General features: G+C 57.6%; 27 protein-coding genes. 18 read left to right on the top strand and 9 right to left on the bottom strand.

Annotated features, from left to right (window positions below; translation table 11 throughout):
- Positions 1-540: 540 nt before the first annotated feature.
- The 6 genes from BUA38_RS38155 to BUA38_RS22145 all read right to left on the bottom strand — a co-directional run bounded on the left by BUA38_RS38155 (position 541) and on the right by BUA38_RS22145 (position 3,304).
- Positions 541-942, bottom strand: a complete 402-nt coding sequence (locus BUA38_RS38155) for a hypothetical protein (protein ID WP_072821194.1) — start codon at positions 940-942, stop codon at positions 541-543.
- An 8-nt stretch (positions 943-950) separates the two neighbouring features.
- Positions 951-1,172, bottom strand: a complete 222-nt coding sequence (locus BUA38_RS22125; protein WP_072826317.1) for a hypothetical protein — start codon at positions 1,170-1,172, stop codon at positions 951-953.
- Positions 1,173-1,580: 408 nt separating this feature from the next.
- Positions 1,581-1,817 carry a hypothetical protein gene (locus BUA38_RS22130; RefSeq protein ID WP_156898650.1) on the bottom strand — a complete coding sequence of 79 codons (237 nt, stop codon included), beginning with the start codon at positions 1,815-1,817 and terminating at the stop codon, positions 1,581-1,583.
- 173 nt (positions 1,818-1,990) lie between these two features.
- Positions 1,991-2,161, bottom strand: coding sequence for a hypothetical protein (locus BUA38_RS36940; protein ID WP_156898651.1), 171 nt, complete (start codon positions 2,159-2,161; stop codon positions 1,991-1,993).
- 197 nt (positions 2,162-2,358) lie between these two features.
- Positions 2,359-2,523, bottom strand: coding sequence for a DUF2934 domain-containing protein (locus BUA38_RS22135; protein ID WP_072821198.1), 165 nt, complete (start codon positions 2,521-2,523; stop codon positions 2,359-2,361).
- Positions 2,524-3,058: 535 nt separating this feature from the next.
- Positions 3,059-3,304 carry a ribbon-helix-helix domain-containing protein gene (locus BUA38_RS22145; protein WP_072821202.1) on the bottom strand — a complete coding sequence of 82 codons (246 nt, stop codon included), beginning with the start codon at positions 3,302-3,304 and terminating at the stop codon, positions 3,059-3,061.
- A gap of 147 nt (positions 3,305-3,451) precedes the next feature.
- On the opposite strand from BUA38_RS22145, the gene BUA38_RS38160 reads away from it, so the two are divergent.
- The 3 genes from BUA38_RS38160 (at position 3,452) to BUA38_RS22155 (ending at position 5,063) form a co-directional block, all read left to right on the top strand.
- Positions 3,452-3,916 carry a hypothetical protein gene (locus BUA38_RS38160; RefSeq protein ID WP_244553017.1) on the top strand — a complete coding sequence of 155 codons (465 nt, stop codon included), beginning with the start codon at positions 3,452-3,454 and terminating at the stop codon, positions 3,914-3,916.
- Positions 3,859-4,413, top strand: coding sequence for a site-specific integrase (locus BUA38_RS38165; protein WP_244553018.1), 555 nt, complete (start codon positions 3,859-3,861; stop codon positions 4,411-4,413). Before BUA38_RS38160 ends, BUA38_RS38165 begins: the two co-directional genes overlap by 58 nt.
- A 260-nt stretch (positions 4,414-4,673) precedes the next feature.
- Positions 4,674-5,063, top strand: a complete 390-nt coding sequence (locus tag BUA38_RS22155) for a DUF1330 domain-containing protein (RefSeq protein WP_072821204.1) — start codon at positions 4,674-4,676, stop codon at positions 5,061-5,063.
- A 92-nt stretch (positions 5,064-5,155) separates the two neighbouring features.
- Here BUA38_RS22155 and BUA38_RS36945 read toward each other — a convergent pair whose 3' ends face one another.
- Positions 5,156-5,377, bottom strand: a complete 222-nt coding sequence (locus tag BUA38_RS36945) for a hypothetical protein (protein WP_072826318.1) — start codon at positions 5,375-5,377, stop codon at positions 5,156-5,158.
- A 134-nt stretch (positions 5,378-5,511) separates the two neighbouring features.
- Here BUA38_RS36945 and BUA38_RS22165 point away from each other — a divergent pair, with 134 nt between their 5' ends.
- From BUA38_RS22165 to BUA38_RS22205, 8 genes are all read left to right on the top strand, one after another.
- A complete protein-coding gene (locus BUA38_RS22165; RefSeq protein ID WP_072821206.1) occupies positions 5,512-5,781 on the top strand; it encodes a hypothetical protein in 270 nt (89 codons plus the stop codon).
- 951 nt (positions 5,782-6,732) lie between these two features.
- Complete coding sequence (locus BUA38_RS22175; RefSeq protein ID WP_072821211.1) at positions 6,733-7,467, top strand: IS110 family transposase; 735 nt, start codon at positions 6,733-6,735, stop codon at positions 7,465-7,467.
- A gap of 519 nt (positions 7,468-7,986) precedes the next feature.
- The gene (locus BUA38_RS22180; protein WP_072821213.1) at positions 7,987-8,676 is read left to right on the top strand and encodes a Crp/Fnr family transcriptional regulator; all 690 of its coding nucleotides are present in this window, start codon (positions 7,987-7,989) and stop codon (positions 8,674-8,676) included.
- Between the two features lie 718 nt (positions 8,677-9,394).
- Positions 9,395-9,559, top strand: coding sequence for a hypothetical protein (locus tag BUA38_RS36950; RefSeq protein WP_156898652.1), 165 nt, complete (start codon positions 9,395-9,397; stop codon positions 9,557-9,559).
- 83 nt (positions 9,560-9,642) lie between these two features.
- Entirely contained in the window at positions 9,643-9,789 is a 147-nt protein-coding gene (locus tag BUA38_RS36955; RefSeq protein WP_156898653.1) for a hypothetical protein, read from the top strand.
- Between the two features lie 229 nt (positions 9,790-10,018).
- Positions 10,019-10,228, top strand: coding sequence for a DUF4167 domain-containing protein (locus tag BUA38_RS36290; RefSeq protein WP_083587693.1), 210 nt, complete (start codon positions 10,019-10,021; stop codon positions 10,226-10,228).
- Between the two features lie 389 nt (positions 10,229-10,617).
- Complete coding sequence (locus BUA38_RS22200; protein ID WP_072826319.1) at positions 10,618-11,601, top strand: ABC transporter substrate-binding protein; 984 nt, start codon at positions 10,618-10,620, stop codon at positions 11,599-11,601.
- Between the two features lie 239 nt (positions 11,602-11,840).
- Positions 11,841-12,872 carry an IS110 family transposase gene (locus BUA38_RS22205; RefSeq protein WP_072821219.1) on the top strand — a complete coding sequence of 344 codons (1,032 nt, stop codon included), beginning with the start codon at positions 11,841-11,843 and terminating at the stop codon, positions 12,870-12,872.
- Between the two features lie 352 nt (positions 12,873-13,224).
- On the opposite strand, the gene BUA38_RS36295 is transcribed toward BUA38_RS22205, so the two are convergent.
- On the bottom strand, positions 13,225-14,100 hold the full coding sequence (locus BUA38_RS36295; protein ID WP_172806072.1) for an ankyrin repeat domain-containing protein: 876 nt from the start codon (positions 14,098-14,100) through the stop codon (positions 13,225-13,227).
- 561 nt (positions 14,101-14,661) lie between these two features.
- Between BUA38_RS36295 and BUA38_RS38175 the strand changes: the two genes are divergently transcribed.
- The 7 genes from BUA38_RS38175 (at position 14,662) to BUA38_RS22240 (ending at position 18,075) form a co-directional block, all read left to right on the top strand.
- Positions 14,662-14,907, top strand: a complete 246-nt coding sequence (locus BUA38_RS38175; protein WP_072826321.1) for a hypothetical protein — start codon at positions 14,662-14,664, stop codon at positions 14,905-14,907.
- 39 nt (positions 14,908-14,946) lie between these two features.
- Positions 14,947-15,135: a hypothetical protein gene (locus tag BUA38_RS22220; protein WP_072821221.1), complete on the top strand. Its 189-nt coding sequence runs from the start codon at positions 14,947-14,949 to the stop codon at positions 15,133-15,135.
- Between the two features lie 229 nt (positions 15,136-15,364).
- Positions 15,365-15,511 (top strand): hypothetical protein, encoded by a 147-nt coding sequence (locus BUA38_RS38180; protein ID WP_244553019.1) that lies wholly within the window; start codon positions 15,365-15,367, stop codon positions 15,509-15,511.
- Between the two features lie 18 nt (positions 15,512-15,529).
- On the top strand, positions 15,530-15,979 hold the full coding sequence (locus BUA38_RS38625) for a hypothetical protein (protein ID WP_338076272.1): 450 nt from the start codon (positions 15,530-15,532) through the stop codon (positions 15,977-15,979).
- Positions 15,957-16,553 (top strand): sensor histidine kinase, encoded by a 597-nt coding sequence (locus BUA38_RS38190; protein ID WP_083587696.1) that lies wholly within the window; start codon positions 15,957-15,959, stop codon positions 16,551-16,553. The genes BUA38_RS38625 and BUA38_RS38190 overlap by 23 nt, the downstream gene beginning before the upstream one ends.
- 42 nt (positions 16,554-16,595) lie before the next feature.
- Entirely contained in the window at positions 16,596-16,793 is a 198-nt protein-coding gene (locus BUA38_RS22235; RefSeq protein ID WP_244553020.1) for a hypothetical protein, read from the top strand.
- Positions 16,794-17,142: 349 nt separating this feature from the next.
- Entirely contained in the window at positions 17,143-18,075 is a 933-nt protein-coding gene (locus BUA38_RS22240) for a lipid A biosynthesis lauroyl acyltransferase (RefSeq protein ID WP_072821225.1), read from the top strand.
- Between the two features lie 299 nt (positions 18,076-18,374).
- Here BUA38_RS22240 and BUA38_RS22245 read toward each other — a convergent pair whose 3' ends face one another.
- Positions 18,375-19,973: a B12-binding domain-containing radical SAM protein gene (locus tag BUA38_RS22245; RefSeq protein ID WP_072821227.1), complete on the bottom strand. Its 1,599-nt coding sequence runs from the start codon at positions 19,971-19,973 to the stop codon at positions 18,375-18,377.
- Positions 19,974-20,333: the final 360 nt, after the last annotated feature.

The raw sequence follows: 20,333 nt of genomic DNA on the forward strand, positions 1-20,333 counted from the left end.
AAGCCGTGGAGCGCCGAGGAGGATGCCGCCCTGCTGTCGTTAAGAGCGGCCGGCCTGAAGTGGCACGCCATCGCCAAACGGCTACGGCGGACGGAATCTAGCGCCGTCAGCCGGGCCGCAAAGTTGCGAGCTGAGCAGACGCGCCATCACCGTGCCGGGACCTTACTTGAGAGCACACAAACCGATTACGGTAAGCACGCTGCCCCGGATCGCCGTCAGGGCGAAGACTAACCAGAAGGTATCAAAGAGGACACCAAAAGAATATCGGCGGGGGCTTTTCCATCCGAAGAAAACCAACGGCGGGCGCTGCCAGTTCCGTGACCGCGAAACCGTTCAAACTGTCGAACTTTCGCGTGAACCAGACCACGTTCGGCACGAGTTCGAGCAAAAGATTTTGGCGGCGAGAAAGTTTACGCCACCGACATTAGGCGCGCTCGCTGTCCGCAAGCGCAGGCTATGGGGGCAGAGTCGTCAGTTGCGCTTTTCTTCTTAGGAGAACTCGCCCCGGTGCCCGGGCTTTTTGTTTTGCGCGGGCACTCGTCAGGCGGGCGGCCGTGCGGCCGGCGTAAGTCTGTTTGCGACTGCGAGCGCAGCTCGCTCGTTTGTTTCCAGTGCTATCTTTTGAGCCAACATGACATCGCCGGGCACCAGATCGCCTTCTGGTATGAAACAGTAGCGCACTATCGGATGGCCGACTTGGTCGAGCTCTTCCACGTTCGCCACTTTCGCATAATAAATGCGATACCGCCTAGCCGTGTGGCAGCCGATGACATCGAAAGAGCTGCGTGCATCAAATTGCGCCAGCTGTTCGGCTGATAGCCAGCGTCGTAAAAGACGCCGACCACGGGCTTCAGGGACCCTAAGCATACGGTAGAGCTGGCGGACCGCACGGAACCGAGGCGGGTCGGGCGACCCGCGCCAAATTCGGAGCCGGGAGGCCATAGGTTCGTTCAACCGCCTACCAGGCGAGGGAAAAACACGGTTTCCTGCGCGGTCGGATCGAAAGAAGTGACCTTCATGGTCTTACCGGCCTTCGTTCGCTCGGCTGCCGTGAATCCGAGTCCCGTCAATTCCTTGAAACGCTTTTCGGCTTCAGCCAACTCATTGGTGTTTTTGGGGTCGAATTGGTGTCGACGGTCGCCAGTATGGTCCATCACAATCTGGGTCGACATGGAGAGACTCCTGCTGTTGCCTAGCCCACCGATAATCATGCAAGCAAACTTTGTACCGCAGCCTGAGTTCCCATTTTCGCCGGGCGCAAAGGTGGGATCGGACATCGGCGCGGCGAACGCGAACCCCATATTTCGCCGAAAGTGATCTTCTGTTGTCGTGGTTCCTTTGCCTTCGCGGGCGGGGTGGCTCTGCTATCGGCTGATCGGACGCGGAGGGAAGCCGCTAGGCTTGTTGGGGTGATGCCCCCAACGGCCCCAGCCTCGGGGGAAAGACTGGGGCATGTCCTTGGGGGAGGACATCGACGCCCGGTAATGGGGGCATTTTTCCGGGTGTCGAGTCGACGATTCATTCAGAACCCGATCGTTCCGACACCAGCTCTCTCTTTTCGGGCCCAATGTTGGTGAAGGTCAGTCCGGGTCGACGCGGGGCGCACGCGGCACATTTCTGGGAGCCAGCGCCCGATCGATTGCCTTCTCAGCCGCGGCCACGGCTTCGGATTTGGTCTCCGCTTGGCCCCTCAGCACCATGCCTTCAACGGTGACGGACCATTTCCAGACCCGGCGCTCTATGCCTTGAATGACCTTGTATGTCGTGGCTCGGTATTCCATTCCACAAAAATCGGCGGCCTCTTTTTTGTTCCCCACGGTTGGTGCCCCGATGTGCGAAGGCCGCCGGGAGGCCCTTGCAAAAGAGACCCGCCATTCGCGACGGGTGCCAAGTTTAGGGAGGAGCCGCCGGGAGGCGGCATTCGCGAGGTTAGGCCGATTCGCTTGCTCGAGGTGTGCCGCAATTCACACAATGGCAGGCAATCACTGAGTTAGATGGAAACGCCGAGCAGCGGCAGAACCCTTTGCAGGATGGCCGCGAGGCAGATTAGCAGCTTGAGCAGTTGTGACAGGCGACGATCGACGGAAAACTTGTCAATCGCCCAAAAGCAGATCGCGCCGATGACGACAATTATCAAAACGCCAATTAAAGCCGAAATCATTGCGATCCTCCGTCTACGCCGAAAAAGGAGGCGCTAGGCTACCGCGCTCAGTTTGCTGTTTGCTCTAGTATTGGCGCCAAAGCGATTGCGAAGGGCTTCTTCGACGAGCGAGAGTGTTTTCTAACGCACACCGGAGCAGCCGCCTGGGCAAGCGGCTTCAGTTCTCAGTTTCAGAATCCGCCCCGCGATTCTAAACATCACTCGAGGAACGTTTTTGACTTCTCGTCCTGATTTGTGGCCGCATCCTTCTTCAGATCAAGCTCGGCCTGAAGCCAAAATTCGTCGTCTCGTCCTTCAGGCCGGCCAGCTTGCTCCCAGAGTTGATGAGCGCGCGCACGAATTGCTTCTTCGGGAATAGGCATAACAGTCTCCGATCGATTTGCTGGCAGGCCGCGCGCGGGGTGGCTCCTGGGAAAGCCTCCGCCTATGGCAACAAAGCGCAACGCCACGAAGTTCCGTTAAATAGTGCTACTTTGAAAACTCCGAGAAGGGCGTGCGCAAATACAACAGTCGCCGGCGACATTGTGATCGACCACGGATTCCGTAAGGGAAATCGGCCGACTCAGTCGTAGCATCCGTGTGTCCAACAGCGGGTGAGGAGAGGATGCCGTACTATTCCTTTGATCTAGTTGTAGACGAAGAGTTGAAGCACCAAGGCGGCCTTATTCTTGAGAACCTTGATGTTGCCTCTGATCGAGCCGAGCAACTAGCGAACGAGTTGTGCCTAGTGCTCCCAGAATTGAAAAAGAAGGAATGCGCGGTCCGAGTTGCCGATAGCGAGAACAAGGAGCTTTATCGCACGCCGCTAGTTCCGATCCCAACCTGGATGCAACCTCGCCTTTAGGAGAGGCTGGTTGAAGCTCTTAGCCTGAATGCGGTGCTCGATGGAAAGGCGATCTAATCGAGCAGGGGATTTTCGACCAGCTGGCGTTTCCCGTGCTTTTTCAGCAGATCGTTGAAAGCCTCAACCGCCAAGGCGTTCAGCGTTGCGTCGTTTTCTATCGCCAGCATCTTCAGCGCCCGCCAGCCGTCGGCATTTATACGAACCAGTACAGATTTAAACGCGCCAGGGTCGCGAGCTCGTGGTCCAGTGGTCTTCGGCTTGCGGCCCATCGTCGCCTCGATTGAATGAATATCAAACAATCAAACCTTAGGCGGGGAGGGTTACTGAATCAAATATGCAACACGACCGCCCGAAATCAGGGTGTGCCTATATTGTGATTGCACGATATCAGTAAATGGTGTTTGCTTCCGATAACGCTTCTTCTCGGAAGTAAAGGAACCGAGCATATGTCATCGTCCCTTACCGTTATCGAAACCGCCCAAAACCTGCCGGCCGCGCTCGGGCCGGACCTGACGGCGGCGGTGGATCTTGCCAAGGCAGAGAAGGCAGCCAGCACGCGCAAGGCCTACGGGACCGACTTTCTGATTTTCCGAACCTGGTGCGAGGAAAAGGGCGTCTCTGCCCTTCCTGCGGCTCCTGAGACGGTGGCGGCGTATCTGGCAGCCCAGGCGCCCACCTCGAAAGCCTCAACTCTTGGCCGTCGTGTCGCCGCCATCCGGTATGCCCACAAGCTGGCCGGTCTGGCTCTTCCGACTGATGCGGAAGGGGTCAAGGCCACCATGAGGGGGATCCGACGCACCTATGGCAGCGCCAGGGTGCTAAGGCCCCGGCTGTGGCCGGCAAGGTGCTGGGTATGGTCGCAACCGCTCCCGACAAGCTTGCGGGGTTGCGCGATCGGGCATTGCTGCTGATCGGCTTTGGCGGTGCATTGCGACGATCGGAGCTCGTGGCTTTGGACGTTGCCGACATCGAGGAAACCGCAACAGGGCTCTTGGTCACCATCCGTGGCAGCAAGACGGACCAGGAGCGGGCGGGGGTGGCCATTGCGATTGCTCGAGGTGACGTTGCTTGCCCTGCCAAAGCCTTGAGCGAGTGGCTGACCGCGGCTGGTATTGAGACGGGGCCAATCTTCCGGCCAATCGACAAGGCAGGAACGGTGCGAGCCTCACGGCTTACGTGCCGATCGGTGGCCAATATCGTAAAAGCCTATGCAGCTCGGGCGGGCCTCGATGCCGGTGCTTTCTCCGGGCATTCGCTGCGGGCCGGCTTCCTGACTTCAGCAGCAGGTAAGGGCGCATCGATATTCAAGATGATGGATGTTTCACGGCACAAGTCAGTGGACACCTTGCGCGGCTACGTCCGCGATGCCGAGCTGTTTAAGGATCATGCGGGCGCAGGCTTATTGTGAGAATGCCTCCTCGTTCGGAATATCGCAGAGTGGATCAAGATCACCGAGCGATTATCAACCTCTCAATCTGAGAGTTTGAGGGCGGACGGACGCGGCGGAAGGCCAAGAGGGATTGAGACGGCGGCGCGTGAGATTGGCGCGAGGCCAAAAATGGACGAACTGCCTGAACCTTCGGTTGGCCGCCGCGACTCACGTCTAGGGCGAGTTGCGCCCGAATGATGGGGAGCATCCGTCCTATTTGCACAATCGGAGGGAATGCCATGAGATCCAACTACAAAATCACAATGGTATTGCTGGCTGGCGTCGCAATCGGCGCTATCGCGGTTCAGGGCCTTCACGCTCAGGGAGCAAAGCTGAAGGCCTACGCTGTCAGCGAGAGCGAAATCCTCGATGCTTCAGCCCAAGCCGCCTATCTGACTGTCGCCCGGAAGGCGCTGGAAGCAGCCAATGGTCGCTCCTTACGCACCGCGGCCGGACGTGTGGTTCAAATAGAAGGCGCGCCACCTCCCAAGAGCGTGGGGATCATCGAATGGAATAGCGTGGATGAGGCCGTGGCCTTCTACAAGTCGAAAGCCTGGACGGACCTTGCACCCGACCGTGACAAGGCGGTCAAGGTGACGCGAAGGTACGTCGTTGAAGCTGAAAAGTAGCACTCAAAGGCAGGGGCCGCCTCAGTGGGTGGCCCCTGCGACTCGACGTTCTATAGAGCGGGCCAGCAGACGGCCCAACCACTAGCGGCAATTCAGCGCGCTGAATTGTCTTGGAGCTGCTCTAGGCCCGCTTCGATCACGCCCAGCTCGATTGCTATGGTCCCCATGAGAAGGCTGAGGTTGAACTCCGATTTTGATTGTAATTCATTCAGATCATCCGCGAGTTTCCGTCGATGATCTCTGAGCCTTTCCAGTGAGTGCTTGTCCTTGAGCCGAACAAGCGCGCTGACGATTTGCTCCATGGCCTCGGACATTTGAGCTACCTCCGCCGATCCAGCCAGTTCCCGCACTGTCTCATACGGGAGGCCGCAAGACGCGGTAGTCCTGTATTCCCCAGGCCCAAGTTCTAGCGGCTTTCCGATTATCCGAAATTGCGGAATCATGGGAGATGCGAGAGCAAAAGATCACCCTCGGAGAAATGCGCGCAGCCGGCGTGCACGGGCTCCTGGTCTACTGCTCGGATTACCGCTGCAGCCACCACCTGAAGATCAGCGCCGACCCGTGGCCTGACGAAGTTCGGCTTTCCGATCTGGAGCCGCGTTTCGTCTGCAAGGTGTGCGGCGTGCGAGGTGCCGATATCCGCCCCCCGCGCGGATGGGTACTACCGCAAGGTAAGCCGCTCGGCGACCCGGCTATAACGAAAGAGGCCGCCCACTGAGGGGCGGCCTTACTGCGCAGCCTTTGAATTTAGGGCTTGCTCAACCTCATCGGCCAGACTTTTAAAGTGTCTGTGGAGCCTATCGTACAATTCTCGCTTGTCGGGATCGGAGGCGAGGTCGCGGATCAGGGCAGCCTCAGACGCGTCCGTGCGAAGCTTCTCAACGGAAGCGCGGTAATCTTTCATTTCGGTGGCTGCAAACCGGGCGAGTTGACCCAATCATCTAAGTGAGAAGCGGTTTCGGCTTGGCGAGCCTTCCGGAGCAGTTCGTTCCTATCTACGCCAGGTGGAAGAGCAAACGCTTTGGTGCGTATCTCATCAGCGAACGAGATAAGACGGTCTTTCAGAGATTCTGATTGCTTAAAACGACGCCGTACCTGCATGGCGCGCTCCGTTCCATGAGAGGAAGGCGGGAGCGCAATTGGCGTTCTCATCACCGATAACTGCCGCGTGACGGGCGGTGACGCTGGAAGCGTGCGCCCTAGTTAGTGAGAGAGACAGTCCACAAGTGAACACAAGAATTAATAAATTATAAATTAGGACACTCGCGGATTCGAATTAGGACACCGGGGGTCAAATACGGACAGTACCCGCTGCCGGCTCAATTATGTCCGCTTCTCTAATCGGCCGTTAGGGGTCAAGCACTTTCAGACTATCCATGTTTGCGGTGTTGGTGTCGCCCACGGGCTCGTGCTTCTCTTCGGAATCGGCACCAAGGCCCTTCCAGTATGGGATTCGAAGACGAGGCGGAACAATCTTTGGGGCGGCCTTGCCGTCTTACAGACAGTGGGTCCAAGCGGACATACGAACTCACCTCATCCATCGTCCCGTGAGGGACATCATTCCACCGCTCGGTGGAACTCGAGTGTCCTCCTATCGCGTTTAATCCTGCTAGTCCTCACGCCGCTGTAACTTCCCGGCTCCATCGGAACTCGGTGCCTGGCGATCTTCATGGCCCAGGCCTTGAGCCAGGACCACTTCGCCAAACGCACCAGCATGAAGACGCTACGCAGTCAGAAACTGCGAATGCTGTTGACCCATCGCAAACTGCTGCAGTCCAAGGCCATCGCCATCGATAACGACCTGCGAGGGACTTTGCGCAACTTCGGCCTCAAGGTGGGCGTGGTAGGAACGGTGAAGTTCGAGGCGCGCATCAAGGAGCTTGTCGAAAGCTTCCCGGATCTTGCTGAGTTAGTCGAACCGCTGCTGATTGTCCGGCGGACGCTTCGTGAGCAGATCGGCATTCTTCATCGTCGCTTGCTGGCTATCGTTCGGAATGATGATGTGTGCCGGCGCCTGATGACCATCCCGGGTGTTGGTCCCGTTGTGGCGCTGACCTATCGCGCGACTGTCGACGTGCCCGCCCGCTTCCGAAACTCCAAGGCGGTCGGGGCGGTGTTTGGGCTCACGCCTTCCAGGTATCAATCTGGCGAGATTGACCGACCCGGCGCCATATCAAGGTGCGGCGACGAGATGATGCGGGCAATGCTCTACGAAGCGGCTCATATCATGCTGGTGCGTTTGGCAAAGTGGTCCTGGCTCAAGGCCTGGGCCATGAAGATCGCCAGGCACCGCGGGATGAAGAAGGCGATCGTGGCGCTGGCGCGCCGGTTGGCGGTGATCATGCACCGCATCTGGGTTGACGGTACCGAGTTCCGATGGAGCCGGGAAGTTACAGCGGCGTGAGGACTAGCAGGATTAAGCGCGATAGGAGGACACTCGAGCTCCACCGAGCGGTGGAATGATGTCCCTCGCGGGACGATGGATGAGGTGAGTTCGTATGTCCGCTTGGACCCACTGTCTGTAAGACGGCAAGGCCGCCCCAAAGATTGTTCCGCCTCGTCTTCGAATCCCATACTGGAAGGGCCTTGGTGCCGATTCCGAAGAGAAGCACGAGCCCGTGGGCGACACCAACACCGCAAACATGGATAGTCTGAAAGTGCTTGACCCCTAACGGCCGATTAGAGAAGCGGACATCGCCGAGAAAATATTTCACCGAATGCGAGTCCCCCAGCCGAGTATGGCGTCCTTGTTGGATCATATGGGCACATTGAAGCCGCTTTCACTGAGAACGGCCGAATTGATTTCTGGCAGCGGCCTGTTTTCAGGGAACGCCAGTCACTACATAAGTACATCGCCGCGCCGCTATCGGCTTCTGTCGGTGACTGAGAGTGTTGTGCTCCCGCCTCATGACGGAGCAGAACGATGCCGAATCCCCCACACGTTCCACGTTCGAAAGATTTCGATCCGCTGGCCTTCCTTAGCAGAGCTGGGGATGGAAAGACGCTTCAACGATACCGGAAAGACCAGAAGATATTCACCCAGGGAGAAGATGCCGATGCCGTCTTCTTCATTCGCAGCGGCAAGGTCAAGGTCGCCGTACTATCCGAGCACGGCAAGGAAGCAGTCATTGGGTTTTTGACGAACCATCAGTTCTTCGGAGAGGGATGTCTTCAAGGGTCCAAATTTCGAGGCGGGACGAGCTACGCCATGGAAGACTGCCTGATCACTGCGATAACAAAACCCGCCATGCGTGCAGCTTTGATCAAAGAGCCGAAGTTTTCGACATTTTTCTTGACGTATTTGTTGTCGCGAAACACTCGGATCGAGGACGACTTGATCGACCAGTTGTTCAATTCCAGCGAACGACGGCTGGCTCGCCTTCTATTGCTTTTGGCGGATTTCGGAGCAGAAGGCGGGCCAAAGCCGATCCCGATTACACTCAGCCAAGAAACCCTGGCGGAGATGATCGGAACAACTCGATCACGGGTGAACTTCTTCATGAACAAATTTAGAAAAAAGGGATTCATCAATTATAATGGGAAAATCGAGGTTCATCGCTCGCTGCTGGACGCCGTATTGCGGGACAAACCTCAAATACGAGAGGACGAGTAACGCCGCCGACAAACCTTCCGTTGATGCAAAGATAAAATCAGGGAGGTGAGCAAAACAGAACATCGCGCGATGGTGCGCCGCGCCATGATTGATCCATCACCGACCCTGTGACGGCATCTATCCGGTGACTGAGAGTGTTGTGCTCCCGCCCTGACAAGGCCCGCAACCATGTACTTCCAACCGCGATGTTCAATCTGTAAAGGCGCAACGACGTTGGCGCGGACCACGCCCAGCTATTTAGGCTTCCACATTCGCACCTTTGAGTGCCAACTGTGCAGCGACATCCACCAGATTGTCACCGAATGGGATGACCCTATGAAATCCGGGAAAACGCAAGGTTGGCTTCGCAGCGAATTGCGAGCACCAACGTAAGGCCGGGTACTGGCCCCTTTCCATCCGCCTGATGGTAATCCCGGTATTGAGTTTTGACATGGCACGCTCAGGCCCCGGTGCGCCACGAACCCACGGCACGTTCGGAACAACGCTGGTTGATCATATGGTTCCATTGCGGAACAATCTGAGTGCCGCCGCATTACCCATCCCCGCGATAACGCGGTTCAAAGGAACAAACATCTCATGAAACGGCTTTTATTGATCGGATTTGCAGCTTTCACTTTCGCGCTCGCTCCAATTCTCTCCGCGTCGGCGATGCCGAGTGCAAACCCAAATGCACTTATCGGCGTTAACGACTCAATCATCCAAGTTCACGGCCACGGCCATGGCTGGGGCCATCACGGTGGTCGAGGCCACCACTATGGATGGGGTCGAGGCCATCATCGTGGTCATCACCATTGGTGAAACATCGCTGCCATTGATGTTGATCGTTCTGGGGGGGGCCGCTTTTGGGCGGCTTTTCTTTGGTCATGCCGCGATGTCCGACTAGAGTCCGTTATGCGGGGCAGAAGCGGACAGGCAGACAGGCCCAGCGGGGTTTAATTACCCTCCCGGCATCCCCACATATGGTTCATGACCCCGTGGCAACCACCCAAGCGCGAACCGAAGAAAACCAAGGCCGAGCTTTACGAGATGCTGGCCGAAGCCGTTCGCAATACGCAGGCTGAGAATAAGCGCCTGCAACGGGTCAAGAAAGATCGCGGCGAAAAAGCCGCATGACGCCGGCGGCGTTTGCCGTCTGTCAGGTGAGGAAAGTTCACTCTGTTTGCTTTGGCCTTAGCGGCTTGCTCACTCAAATTCCTCCCGCTGCCGAGGAACTAAGATGCAATGAAGCGGTTGAACTAACGCTCTCTCAAATCTCTCAAAATGTAGCGCGATGCGCCCAGCGCAAAGGATAGCCTGTGTTCACCGGGCAGCCGCGCCAAACTACGAAAGTCATCCCAACACCATGCTGCGAAGATCACAACACACCAAAGAAAATCAACCGACCGGATTTGTCCGCCACCCGGCGGGTAATGTTCAGAACTTCCGAAGAAACTATGAGCGTTATTTGTCACTTGCCCGCGCCGAAGCTATGGCCGGAGATCGGATCGTGGCGGAGAATTACTCCCAACACGCCGAACATTATTTTCGGGCAATGCGCGAGCGTCAAAGTTAAGGATGCGAGTCAGCAAAATGTTGCGTCCGTCGGTTGATCCGGCATTCGAAAAGTCCGAACCATGGTCAATCGGCCAAACGAGGGGGTACACCCCCCGCCTCCCCACACGGTTCGTACTTCAATCATGCCCTACCTGAAAAATTTCCGGTCGGGTTATAGGCGATGGGTTGCATTTTCGTTGAACACACGCTGGACGACGGAACGCCGACCTTTGGGCACAGATTGATTGTCCGCTTTTGAAGGTGGACCGGACATCGAACATTTGAGGCTTGATGTCGGCTTGTGACCCAACAGCGACATTCGGCAATGGGTTTGGATGGTGGCTTTAGCCCCTAGCAAATTGCTCGATTGAGCCGCTAAGATGGCGTCTCCTGAGCATGGGTTATGGCATGCAGCGGCGCGAGTTCATCGGTCTCATCGGCGGCACGGTGGCGTGGCCCGTGGCTTCGCGCGCTCAACAGCGCGAGCGAATACACCGGATCGGCGTTCTCGTCGGACCCGGTCGTAATCCCGGTTCGCTTAAAAACCTTGCGGCCTTCGTGGCGGGTCTGGAAGCACTTGGCTGGAAGCAAGACGTCAACGTCCAGATGGACTACCGTTGGGCAGATGACGACGCCGGCCGCGCCCGAACGTTTGCGATGGAACTGGTCAGCTTCTCCCCCGCAGTGATTTTTGGATCTTCCACTGTCGCGACGCAAGCGCTGCATGATGCAACAACCACGGTGCCGATCGTCTTCGTCAACGTCACTGACCCGGCGGCCGGGGGTTTTGTGTCCAGTCTCGCGCGACCGTCCGGCAACATCACTGGGTTCACACCCTTCGAGTATGATATCTGCGGAAAATGGCTGGAATTGCTGAAGGAGATGGCACCTCGCCTGACGCGAGTCGCAATGCTCGGCGATCCCAACAATCATAATTTCAAGGGATTTCAGAAATCGTTCGAAACAGCGGCGAAATCAATGTCTGTCGAGTGGATTTCGGTTCCAGTCCGAAGCGCGGATGACATTGATCGCGGTATCAGGTCGCTGGCTGAGCAAGCGAACGGCGGATTGATCATATCGGCCGCGGCCTTCTCCATGTCCAACCTCGGGCAGATCGTGGAATTGGCGATCGGGTACAAATTGCCGGCGATCTTCTGGAACCGCTCCCAAGTCGCCGGAGGCGGTTTGATGTCATATGGACCGGATCCGGTTGATATGCATCGCCGCGCCGCAAGCTATGTCGATCGCATCCTCAAGGGCGAGAAGCCCGGTGACCTTCCGGTGCAAGAGCCAACGAAAGTCGAGCTAATCATCAACGCCAAAACGGCGAAGGCAATCAACCTCGTCGTTCCCCCGGCACTGCTTGCACGCGCCGACGAGGTGATAGAATGAGGCTGGCGACTTCCGCTGTTGGCACGAAACCGACATTCCGATGTAGTCGCCGCATGTCCGCTGTTGAGGGCAGAACCGACATGCCTTTCAGGCTGAGCCACTCCTGCTTTTGACCCGAAGATGGGGTTATCGGCCGGCCCAGCTTGTGGATAGCTGAAGATTTTGGGTGCTGCGCTTCAGGCTGATGGTGAAACGAGGTCCGTGGTAACGGCCTCAAGCATCAGAAGGAGAAGCGCAGCATGGACCATTTTGCTGGATTGGACGTATCGGTCAAGGAGACAAGTGTCTGCATTGTGGATGACACGGGCAGGATCGCGAAGGAATTAAGGGTAGCAAGCGAGCCAGACGCTCTGCTGCGGGTTCTGGGGAACCCGGCCTACCGTTTCAAGCGGATCGGATTGGAGGCTGGGCCGCTGTCGCAATGGCTTTTCGGTGCGCTTGCCGAAGCAGGCTTGCCTGTCATCTGTGTCGAGACGCGGCACATGCGGGCGGTTCTGAAGGCGCAGATCAACAAGACGGATCGCAACGATGCGCGCGGTATGGCCCAGATGATGCGGGCGGGGCTTTATCGCCCGGTGCATGTGAAGACGCTACGCAGTCAGAAACTGCGAATGCTGTTGACCCATCGCAAACTGCTGCAGTCCAAGGCCATCGCCGTCGATAACGACCTGCGAGGTACTTTGCGCAACTTCGGCCTCAAGGTGGGCGTGGTAGGAACGGTGAAGTTCGAGGCGCGCATCAAGGAGCTTGTCGAAAGCTTCCCGGATCTTGCTGAGTTAGTCGAACCGCTGCTGATTGTCCGGCGGACGCTTCGTGAGCAGATCGGCATTCTTCATCGTCGCTTGCTGGCTATCGTTCGGAATGATGATGTGTGCCGGCGCCTGATGACCATCCCGGGTGTTGGTCCCGTTGTGGCGCTGACCTATCGCGCGACTGTCGACGTGCCCGCCCGCTTCCGAAACTCCAAGGCGGTCGGGGCGGTGTTTGGGCTCACGCCTTCCAGGTATCAATCTGGCGAGATTGACCGACCCGGCGCCATATCAAGGTGCGGCGACGAGATGATGCGGGCAATGCTCTACGAAGCGGCTCATATCATGCTGGTGCGTTTGGCAAAGTGGTCCTGGCTCAAGGCCTGGGCCATGAAGATCGCCAGGCACCGCGGGATGAAGAAGGCGATCGTGGCGCTGGCGCGCCGGTTGGCGGTGATCATGCACCGCATCTGGGTTGACGGTACCGAGTTCCGATGGAGCCGGGAAGTTACAGCGGCGTGAGGACTAGCAGGATTAAGCGCGATAGGAGGACACTCGAGCTCCACCGAGCGGTGGAATGATGTCCCTCGCGGGACGATGGATGAGGTGAGTTCGTATGTCCGCTTGGACCCACTGTCTGTAAGACGGCAAGGCCGCCCCAAAGATTGTTCCGCCTCGTCTTCGAATCCCATACTGGAAGGGCCTTGGTGCCGATTCCGAAGAGAAGCACGAGCCCGTGGGCGACACCAACACCGCAAACATGGATAGTCTGAAAGTGCTTGACCCCTAACGGCCGATTAGAGAAGCGGACATGCGACCAACATGAATTGGCGTGGGGCATCGGTGCAGGAAGCCGACGCAAGCAAATTAGCCGTCAATGTGTGGCGCCGGCGTCCTTCAATGCGGCTTTGATCTCGTCATCTTTAGCCACATTCAGCGCCGTGGTGCCGTCGTTCCCCTTGGCATCGACGTCAGCACCCTTTTCAAGGAGCGTCCGCACGACCTCGATGTGACCTTGCTCAGAAGCCGCCATTAGCGGCGTAGCACCGTCCTTGTTGCCCGTGGCATTGACGTCGGCACCTTTGTCGAGCAAGGCGCGAACGACATCGAGGTTACCGTGATAAGACGCCTCCATGAGTGCCGTCGTGAGTGCAAAACCGGTCTCGTTGCTCCTGGCGTTGACGTCGGCACCTCTATCGAGCAAGGCCCGAACGATTTCGAGGCGACGAATTATGGCGCCGGCGCCCGAGAGCAACGCCGTACGACCAAATTTGTCCTTGGCGTTGACGTTGGCACCTTTGCGGAGCAAAGCCCGAACGGCCTCAGTTTGACCGTTGACGGAGGCCGCCATCAGCGCCGTACCACCGCTCTCGTAGGCCGTGGCATTGACGTCGACGCCCCTTGCGAGCAGCTTTTGCATGGCAGCGAGATCGCCAGCTCTCGCCGCAGAGATAAAGGCTTCCGCGGGCGTAGGGGGCGCGCAGAGCTTTGCCCTACGCTTGTACTGCTGATTGTCCGATAGGCGTTTCCATTCGCCGGCCATTTCGCAGTTCGAGAGAATTAAATTGTCGTCTTTGTCGGCGCGCCATGTGCACGTCCCTTCGATATCTTTAAGACCATCGCCGGTACTGATGAGTGCGCCATTGAAGGCACGCGGCGGCCACCAAAACCTGATTCCGTTGCGAGCGCGGACATTATACTTTCCGCAGTCCCCGAAGCCTTCCCTGTACCCCATCCTGATCGAATCCATCACACCGCGGTCAAACAGGCAGAAACTCCGTCGGTAGCCGTCATCTTGGGCGTCGTAGCACCCCAAACGTGGTCTGGACTTGGAAGTTGCGGACGCTGCGGCCGTCAATGGTATGGGTAACAGAAAGCCGAGCGTCAAAATGAGAACGCGGGCACGGAGAAAAATGGAATGTATCGTGTTCACGCTGAACGCAATTTGAGGCCCTAAGCCAACTGGAATTGGCGTCCTCAACATGAAAGATCGCAGCACCGGCGGCCCTCGGCGCTGATGCGGACCTTCGTGTGAGGCGAGCATCTTATACCCAAGACAACTCGTACTAGCAAACGCCGATGACTGCTTCTGGCACTTTTGAGACATGCCGTCAGATGGCAACGACGTCTGTTCATCGAGGTAGAGCGGAAGTCGTTGGTAGGAGGCCAAACCGACGCGAATGACCTAGAACGGAAGTCGTCGCCCCCTACAAATATAAGTTGCGCCTGTGAAACTTATTCTCATTCAGGTTGTTGTTTGGTTGATCCCTGCAAGCCGAGGGATAGAGGCAACAAGTCAGCAGCGCCCAAGATGATCAAATCTCTCTCTGCCCTGGCGATATTCGCGCTCCTCGGAGTTTCGGTGATCGCTTTGCCAGGTTTTGCGCCCGAGGTAAAAGCAAGGGAGGTCGCGGTCCTGGGAAAGAGCGATCGACTTGAAGTCCGGACGACTGACTGCTCAACGCAGGTCTGGCCGAATTTTGCCGCCTCCTGTTTGCGGAGGCCCGGTTCAAGTTCCAAAATCCTGGAAGCTCGCCTGGTCACAACTCCCCGCTGAATTATCCTCCGTCTACCTCACTCGCAAATCGGATATTTCATGAGCTATCCCGTGCACCAAGAAGACATTGAGATCGACCACGTTCACAACGCGGCGCTCTGCAGGGAAATCAGCGAAAGGCTTGTCATCGCACTGGGCCAGAAGTCGATCGGAATGTCTCCACATTTGATGCTGCTCATGAGCCGATTGCGCGATGAGCCTCCGGAACCCATCAATTCGATCCGTTGAAGATTTTTTGTGCGTCACCGCCCGGCAGATGATGGGACGGCAACCACATGCGATTAGCCATTGGAGCGAAGCGAATTAGCTCGCTATCTGTTCTCGGAAGGCGCAATGCTGACCGCCATAGCGCTCAGTGGTCGCCGAGATTCCTGGCAGTTGCTGTCTTCATCATTTCCTTTCGGCAATCCCGCTGCTGATCTGAGATCGGCTGTCGGACGAGCGAGTGAGGCTATTTATGTCGAAAGATTCAACTGCGGTGCCGAATGTTCTGGTCGTTGAAGACGAGATGATCCTGCGCATGCGCGCGGTCGATATCGTGCAAGATGCGGGGTTCAACCCCGTCGAAGCGGTCAGCGCCGACCAGGCAATGTCACTTCTTTAAGCCCGCTCGGATATCTCGTTGCTTTTCACGGATATTCAAATGCCGGGCAGCATCGACGGCTTGAAGCTTGCCCACGCGGTGCACGACCGTTGGCCAACCATCAAGATCATCCTGGTTTCCGGTCAAGTGAAACTATCCGACGCAGAACGGCCAGCGGACAGCCGCTTCTTTGGCAAGCCGCTGGGTGTCGAGCAGATGATCGCTGAATTACAAGCCATGGTGGGAGCAGGGGCGCTACGAATTGTGCCCGACGCTGCCGTATCGTCGGCGAACGGGGACCTTCATGCTGCGGGTCAATTGCGCCGTCGTCGCGCTCGGCGCAGGAAGTCGTCCTGTCAGCCGAGAACGAAAGCCTCCGCCTATTGCTGGAGCAGGCGAACATCAATGCTGAGACTTTGCTCGTTCAAGCCGGCATCGAGGCCAAGAGCGCGAAGCCGCCGACAAATTGCAGAAGCTGATCCTTGGTGAGCTGCATCATCGCATCAAGAACACCCTTGCTACGGTGAGTGCAATCGCCTCTCAGAGCTTCCGTGCAGCGCCCAGCATCGGGGCTGGCCAGAAGGCGATGGAGGCTCGGCTGGCCGCGTTGGGGCGAGCCCACGATCTACTGATGCAGGTCAGCTGGGCCAGCGCAAGTCTGACCCACATCTTCAGCAGCGCGACGGAGCCTTACGATAGCCAAGGCATCAGGCGCTTCCATTTCAACGGACCGGACCTCAAAATTAGCTCAGGCGCCGTCATTGCACTCGTGATGACCTTCAATGAACTTTGTACCAATACCACCAAATTTGGCGCACTCTCCGTTCCCGCAGGCCGGGTCGAAGTCGCGTGGACGATAGATGTGCCGGAGCAGAGGCTCCGCCTGGTCTGGACTGAAAGCGGAGGTCCGGCGGTTGAGCCGCCGGTACGGCAAAGCTTCGGCACCCGCATGATGACGTCTCTCGGCCAGCAATTGAACGGCCAAGTTCAGCTCGCCTATGAACGGTCCGGCTTCGTCTATTCGCTGGACGTCCCGCTCAATTCCCTTCAAGCGGTGGCTTAAAATTGTCAGTCCGCTATCGGTGCGCAGCGGGCGTTCAAGGCCTTGGACGGCCAACTCGCTACGGTGCGCTTTGACCCGGACAATTCGGAGAGCATCGAAGCAGCAATCCGCACTATGGAATCGGCGATAGATGATAAGATTGCACCTTACCGATCCAATCCCTTCGTCGCGCCGTTAACTCCTAAAATGAAAGAGAAGTATCGAGAGGCGATTTTAGAGCGAGCCAAAACCGCAAAGTAAGTCACAGAATGAGACTGACCAATCGACACTGCTTTGCGTGGTATGTACGGCTCTGAAAGGCCAGACTTCTCTAGCATTTCGTACATGTACGGCGTTTGCTGGCTCTGCCTGCGCGCTAGGTTGGGGGCGATTTGGGACAAGTGCTCCTTCGAACGAAAACGACGCTCAGTGGGGATAGATGCACGAGTTTGGCTGGCATCAGCAATATCGAAGCGGCCATTGTCTCTGTGATGCTTATCTAGGACGAGTACCGCTAGATCCGCCGAGGCAAGATCGATGGTAGAAAGCGGTGGGCGCTGAAGCGCAGGGAAAGCTTACAAGTGTTCGGCAAGATCGTCGCTGGTTTCTGATGCAACATCTGATGCTTCGCGCCAAGGCCAGACTTCGCAACGCGACCAAGCCGCTGGGCCAGGCGGCGGTAGGCGCGTTGACGATCGGAATACTGCGTACCGCTCGCTATTTCGATCCGACCAAGACCGCCAACTTGTTCGGCCGGATCGCTCGCTCAATCGGGCCCATGATGCGAGAGCAAAAGATCGGCCGCACTAATCTAACCGCCGCATTTCCGGAGAAATCGCCTGCAGAGATCGAGACCATTCTCGCAGGCGTCTGGGACAATCTCGGTCGTGTCGGCGCCGAATTCGCGCATCTTGATCACATCTGGAAGTACGATCCCGCACGGCCCGAGGATAGCCGGATCGAAATCGACAAGCGCTCGTATGAATTGTTTACGCAACTGCGGCTCGACGGCAAACCGGCGCTGATCTTTGCAAGTCATCTCGCCAACTGGGAGCTTCCCGCTCTGGCTGCCGTCGCGCACGGGCTGGACACAGCGATCCTATATCGCCGGCCCAACATCACGTCCGCCGACCGCATCATCCAGGATATGCGCGCCGTAAAAATGGGCACGCTAATTCCGGCTGGTCGTGACGCACCCCTAAGACTTGCGGAGGCCCTGAAAAATGGCAAGCATGTCGGGATGCTGATCGACCAGTACCTGACCAACGGCGTCGAGGTCATTTTTTTTGGCCGCAAGACCAAAGCCAATCCGATGCTGGCCCGGCTGCTGCGGCAGATCGAGTGCCCGATTCATGGCGTACGCATCATCCGCCTGCCTGGACACCGCTTTCGTGGCGAACTGTCTGAAGAAGTAAAGCCGGTCCGCGACGCCGCCGGGCAAATCGACATTCAGGGAACGATGCAGGCGGTCACGTCGGTGATCGAGGGCTGGATCCGCGAACATCCCGATCAGTGGTTGTGGCTACACCGCCGCTGGCGGTAACGCTCCACGTCTCAGTGTGGTAACGCGTCGCGGAACCTCCCGAGCCAATTGCGCTGTTTGATAGCAGGCATCGCGCGGCTGGCTTGGGAGGTGGTCGTCCACGGGACAATCAGATAGTGGTGTCACTCCCTCGGCGCTACCTGACAAGACCAACCATTGCGTTTTCGGCGCTTTTGCCAGTCGAGAGACCGCCTGAGTCACCCGATCGAGCAGCGGAACAGTCCCCATGGGCCAGTGCGACATCCCCCAAGGAGGTGATCAAAGGCATAGCGAACTTTGCCGTCCATCAAACCGCATCTTTATGAGTTCATTGCCACCGTGGCCCTCACTGGAGACATACCATCCAGCTCGGCAATGCGGCGGTCAATCTCGCCGATCACGCGTTTCGAGAACGGCCCGAGGTGCATGTACAGCGCCATCAGCATCACGATGTAACGCAGCGCACCTGGATTGGTCTTGGCGACTTCCACAAAGGTCTCCCAAAACGGCTCGCGAACCTCCGGGAGGGCCCGCATGATCTTGTATACGTTGTCGATGCCGCCAGGCCTCTTGCGCACATCGCCATCCGGCAGGTCGCGGCGCCGGTCGGACCGGTCGAGCATGGCTGCGAGACGCGACAGCCGTCCTGCATATGCTGCCGGACTGTAGACGTGCCGGAGCACGGCCTTGTAATCGGCAAGGATTTCACGAAGCGGACGCTTGGTATCGAAATTACAGCCGAGGGTGCACTGATCGCCCGCTTGCTCGACGTTCATGAGGTCATGGCCCCGGTGCAAGCGGCCTTCTGCGGCCAACCGCCGTGTGAGCTGTGTGCCAGGCAGCGCATAAAGCAGTCCAACCATGCAAACTGGAATGCTCGCCTCCTCGATGAAGTCGGCCATTGCCTGTCCCATCGAGGCCTTTTCGTTGTCGAATCCGACGATGAAGCCGGCGGTGACGAACATGCCGTAGCCATAGATCTTGTGAATGCACTCGGCGATGTTGCGCCTGGTGTTCTGCTTCTTCTTCATCTGCACGAGCGTCTCGGGATCCGGGCTCTCGATGCCGACGAAAATCGCGAAGAAGTTCGCATCCTTCATTGCCTGCAACAGCTCGCTGTCGTCTGCGATGTTGATCGAGGCTTCGGTCGAGAATTCGAATGGATAGTCGTGCTCTTCCAGCCAAGCTTTGAGTCGCGGCAGCAGGGTGCGGAGGTTCTTCTTGTTGCCGATGAAATTGTCGTCGACGAAATCGACGTGCCCGCGATAGCCGTGATCGTAGAGCGCTTGCAGCTCCGCGAGAATCTGATCGTTGGTCTTGGTGCGCGGCACGCGACCATACAGCTCGATGATGTCGCAGAACTCGCAGGTGAACGGGCAGCCGCGCGAATATTGCACACCGATGAAGAGATAGTGATGGAAGTTGAGCAGATCGTAGCGAGGCATCGGGCTCAGAGTGACATCGATTTTGAATTTCTCGGCGATGAACGCGCCCTTGCGCTCGCCGCCTTCCCAGGCGGCGATGAACTGCTCTATGACATGCTCGGCCTCGCCGATCACCTGGAAGTCCGCGTCCGCGTAAAGATGCGGGCTGGAGGAGACGTCCGGCCCACCGACACATACTGGCTTGCCGTGCAGGTGGGCGAGATCGATCAGGTAGATGGCATCAGGCTGCTGGTTGAGCATTCCGCCGATCATCACAAGATCGGCCCAGTCGAGGTCCGCGTCTATCAAAGCCTCGGTATTGCGGTTGACGAGCCGGATGTCCCAATGCTTCGGCAACATGGCGGCGACGGTGATCAGGCCGAGTGGCGCCGCCGGATACTTCGCGCCGACGAGTTCGCAGGCTTCCGCATAGTTCCAAAACGAGTTCGGAACGAACTTCGGATAGATCATTAGGACGCGGCAGGGGATCGTCATGTCTTTCCCGAAGGTTCGGCCACAGGGTGTCACGCAGTTCGTCGGGACTCAAGGGTTCGATTCGGTCCTCGGCTCGGCCATGCCGCCTGGCGCTATCGGACCATTCGATCAAGGCAGCCCGACGCGCAACCAAAAATTACCTCATTAGCCGCATTTTGGATCCGACAAGCCCTAATGCAGGCGCGTGTGGCATCGCTCCATACGACGCCCTTGATTTGAGATTTCGACATACAGCGATTGATGCATGCCTTGTCGCCGTCGGGGCATTTCACCAAACACGCCGCAAGCCCATGTCGGTCCCCCTCTGAGAGCGCCGCTTCCTGGGCAGTCGCGAGCGGCAGCGTTATCGCGCCCATAATC

It is taken from the genome of Bradyrhizobium erythrophlei (genome assembly GCF_900142985.1).
GTDB classification, from domain to species: Bacteria; Pseudomonadota; Alphaproteobacteria; order Rhizobiales; family Xanthobacteraceae; genus Bradyrhizobium; species Bradyrhizobium erythrophlei_B.

What these genes read in the sequence shown, in the direction of transcription:
- BUA38_RS36950 (WP_156898652.1), top strand. Translation starts at nt 9,395, where the DNA reads ATGGCTGGGGCCATCACGGTGGTCGAGGCCACCACTATGGATGGGGTC.
- BUA38_RS22165 (WP_072821206.1), top strand. Translation starts at nt 5,512, where the DNA reads ATGCGAGAGCAAAAGATCACCCTCGGAGAAATGCGCGCAGCCGGCGTG.
- BUA38_RS36290 (WP_083587693.1), top strand. Translation starts at nt 10,019, where the DNA reads ATGCTGCGAAGATCACAACACACCAAAGAAAATCAACCGACCGGATTT.
- BUA38_RS38165 (WP_244553018.1), top strand. Translation starts at nt 3,859, where the DNA reads ATGGTCGCAACCGCTCCCGACAAGCTTGCGGGGTTGCGCGATCGGGCA.
- BUA38_RS38180 (WP_244553019.1), top strand. Translation starts at nt 15,365, where the DNA reads ATGTCGAAAGATTCAACTGCGGTGCCGAATGTTCTGGTCGTTGAAGAC.
- BUA38_RS22205 (WP_072821219.1), top strand. Translation starts at nt 11,841, where the DNA reads ATGGACCATTTTGCTGGATTGGACGTATCGGTCAAGGAGACAAGTGTC.
- BUA38_RS22240 (WP_072821225.1), top strand. Translation starts at nt 17,143, where the DNA reads ATGCAACATCTGATGCTTCGCGCCAAGGCCAGACTTCGCAACGCGACC.
- BUA38_RS38155 (WP_072821194.1), bottom strand. Translation starts at nt 942, where the DNA reads ATGGCCTCCCGGCTCCGAATTTGGCGCGGGTCGCCCGACCCGCCTCGG.
- BUA38_RS22220 (WP_072821221.1), top strand. Translation starts at nt 14,947, where the DNA reads ATGAGCTATCCCGTGCACCAAGAAGACATTGAGATCGACCACGTTCAC.
- BUA38_RS22200 (WP_072826319.1), top strand. Translation starts at nt 10,618, where the DNA reads ATGCAGCGGCGCGAGTTCATCGGTCTCATCGGCGGCACGGTGGCGTGG.
- BUA38_RS22155 (WP_072821204.1), top strand. Translation starts at nt 4,674, where the DNA reads ATGAGATCCAACTACAAAATCACAATGGTATTGCTGGCTGGCGTCGCA.
- BUA38_RS22175 (WP_072821211.1), top strand. Translation starts at nt 6,733, where the DNA reads ATGGCCCAGGCCTTGAGCCAGGACCACTTCGCCAAACGCACCAGCATG.
- BUA38_RS36945 (WP_072826318.1), bottom strand. Translation starts at nt 5,377, where the DNA reads ATGTCCGAGGCCATGGAGCAAATCGTCAGCGCGCTTGTTCGGCTCAAG.
- BUA38_RS22135 (WP_072821198.1), bottom strand. Translation starts at nt 2,523, where the DNA reads ATGCCTATTCCCGAAGAAGCAATTCGTGCGCGCGCTCATCAACTCTGG.
- BUA38_RS36940 (WP_156898651.1), bottom strand. Translation starts at nt 2,161, where the DNA reads ATGATTTCGGCTTTAATTGGCGTTTTGATAATTGTCGTCATCGGCGCG.
- BUA38_RS22180 (WP_072821213.1), top strand. Translation starts at nt 7,987, where the DNA reads ATGCCGAATCCCCCACACGTTCCACGTTCGAAAGATTTCGATCCGCTG.
- BUA38_RS36295 (WP_172806072.1), bottom strand. Translation starts at nt 14,100, where the DNA reads ATGGATTCGATCAGGATGGGGTACAGGGAAGGCTTCGGGGACTGCGGA.
- BUA38_RS22125 (WP_072826317.1), bottom strand. Translation starts at nt 1,172, where the DNA reads ATGTCGACCCAGATTGTGATGGACCATACTGGCGACCGTCGACACCAA.
- BUA38_RS36955 (WP_156898653.1), top strand. Translation starts at nt 9,643, where the DNA reads ATGACCCCGTGGCAACCACCCAAGCGCGAACCGAAGAAAACCAAGGCC.
- BUA38_RS38160 (WP_244553017.1), top strand. Translation starts at nt 3,452, where the DNA reads ATGTCATCGTCCCTTACCGTTATCGAAACCGCCCAAAACCTGCCGGCC.
- BUA38_RS22245 (WP_072821227.1), bottom strand. Translation starts at nt 19,973, where the DNA reads ATGACGATCCCCTGCCGCGTCCTAATGATCTATCCGAAGTTCGTTCCG.
- BUA38_RS38175 (WP_072826321.1), top strand. Translation starts at nt 14,662, where the DNA reads ATGATCAAATCTCTCTCTGCCCTGGCGATATTCGCGCTCCTCGGAGTT.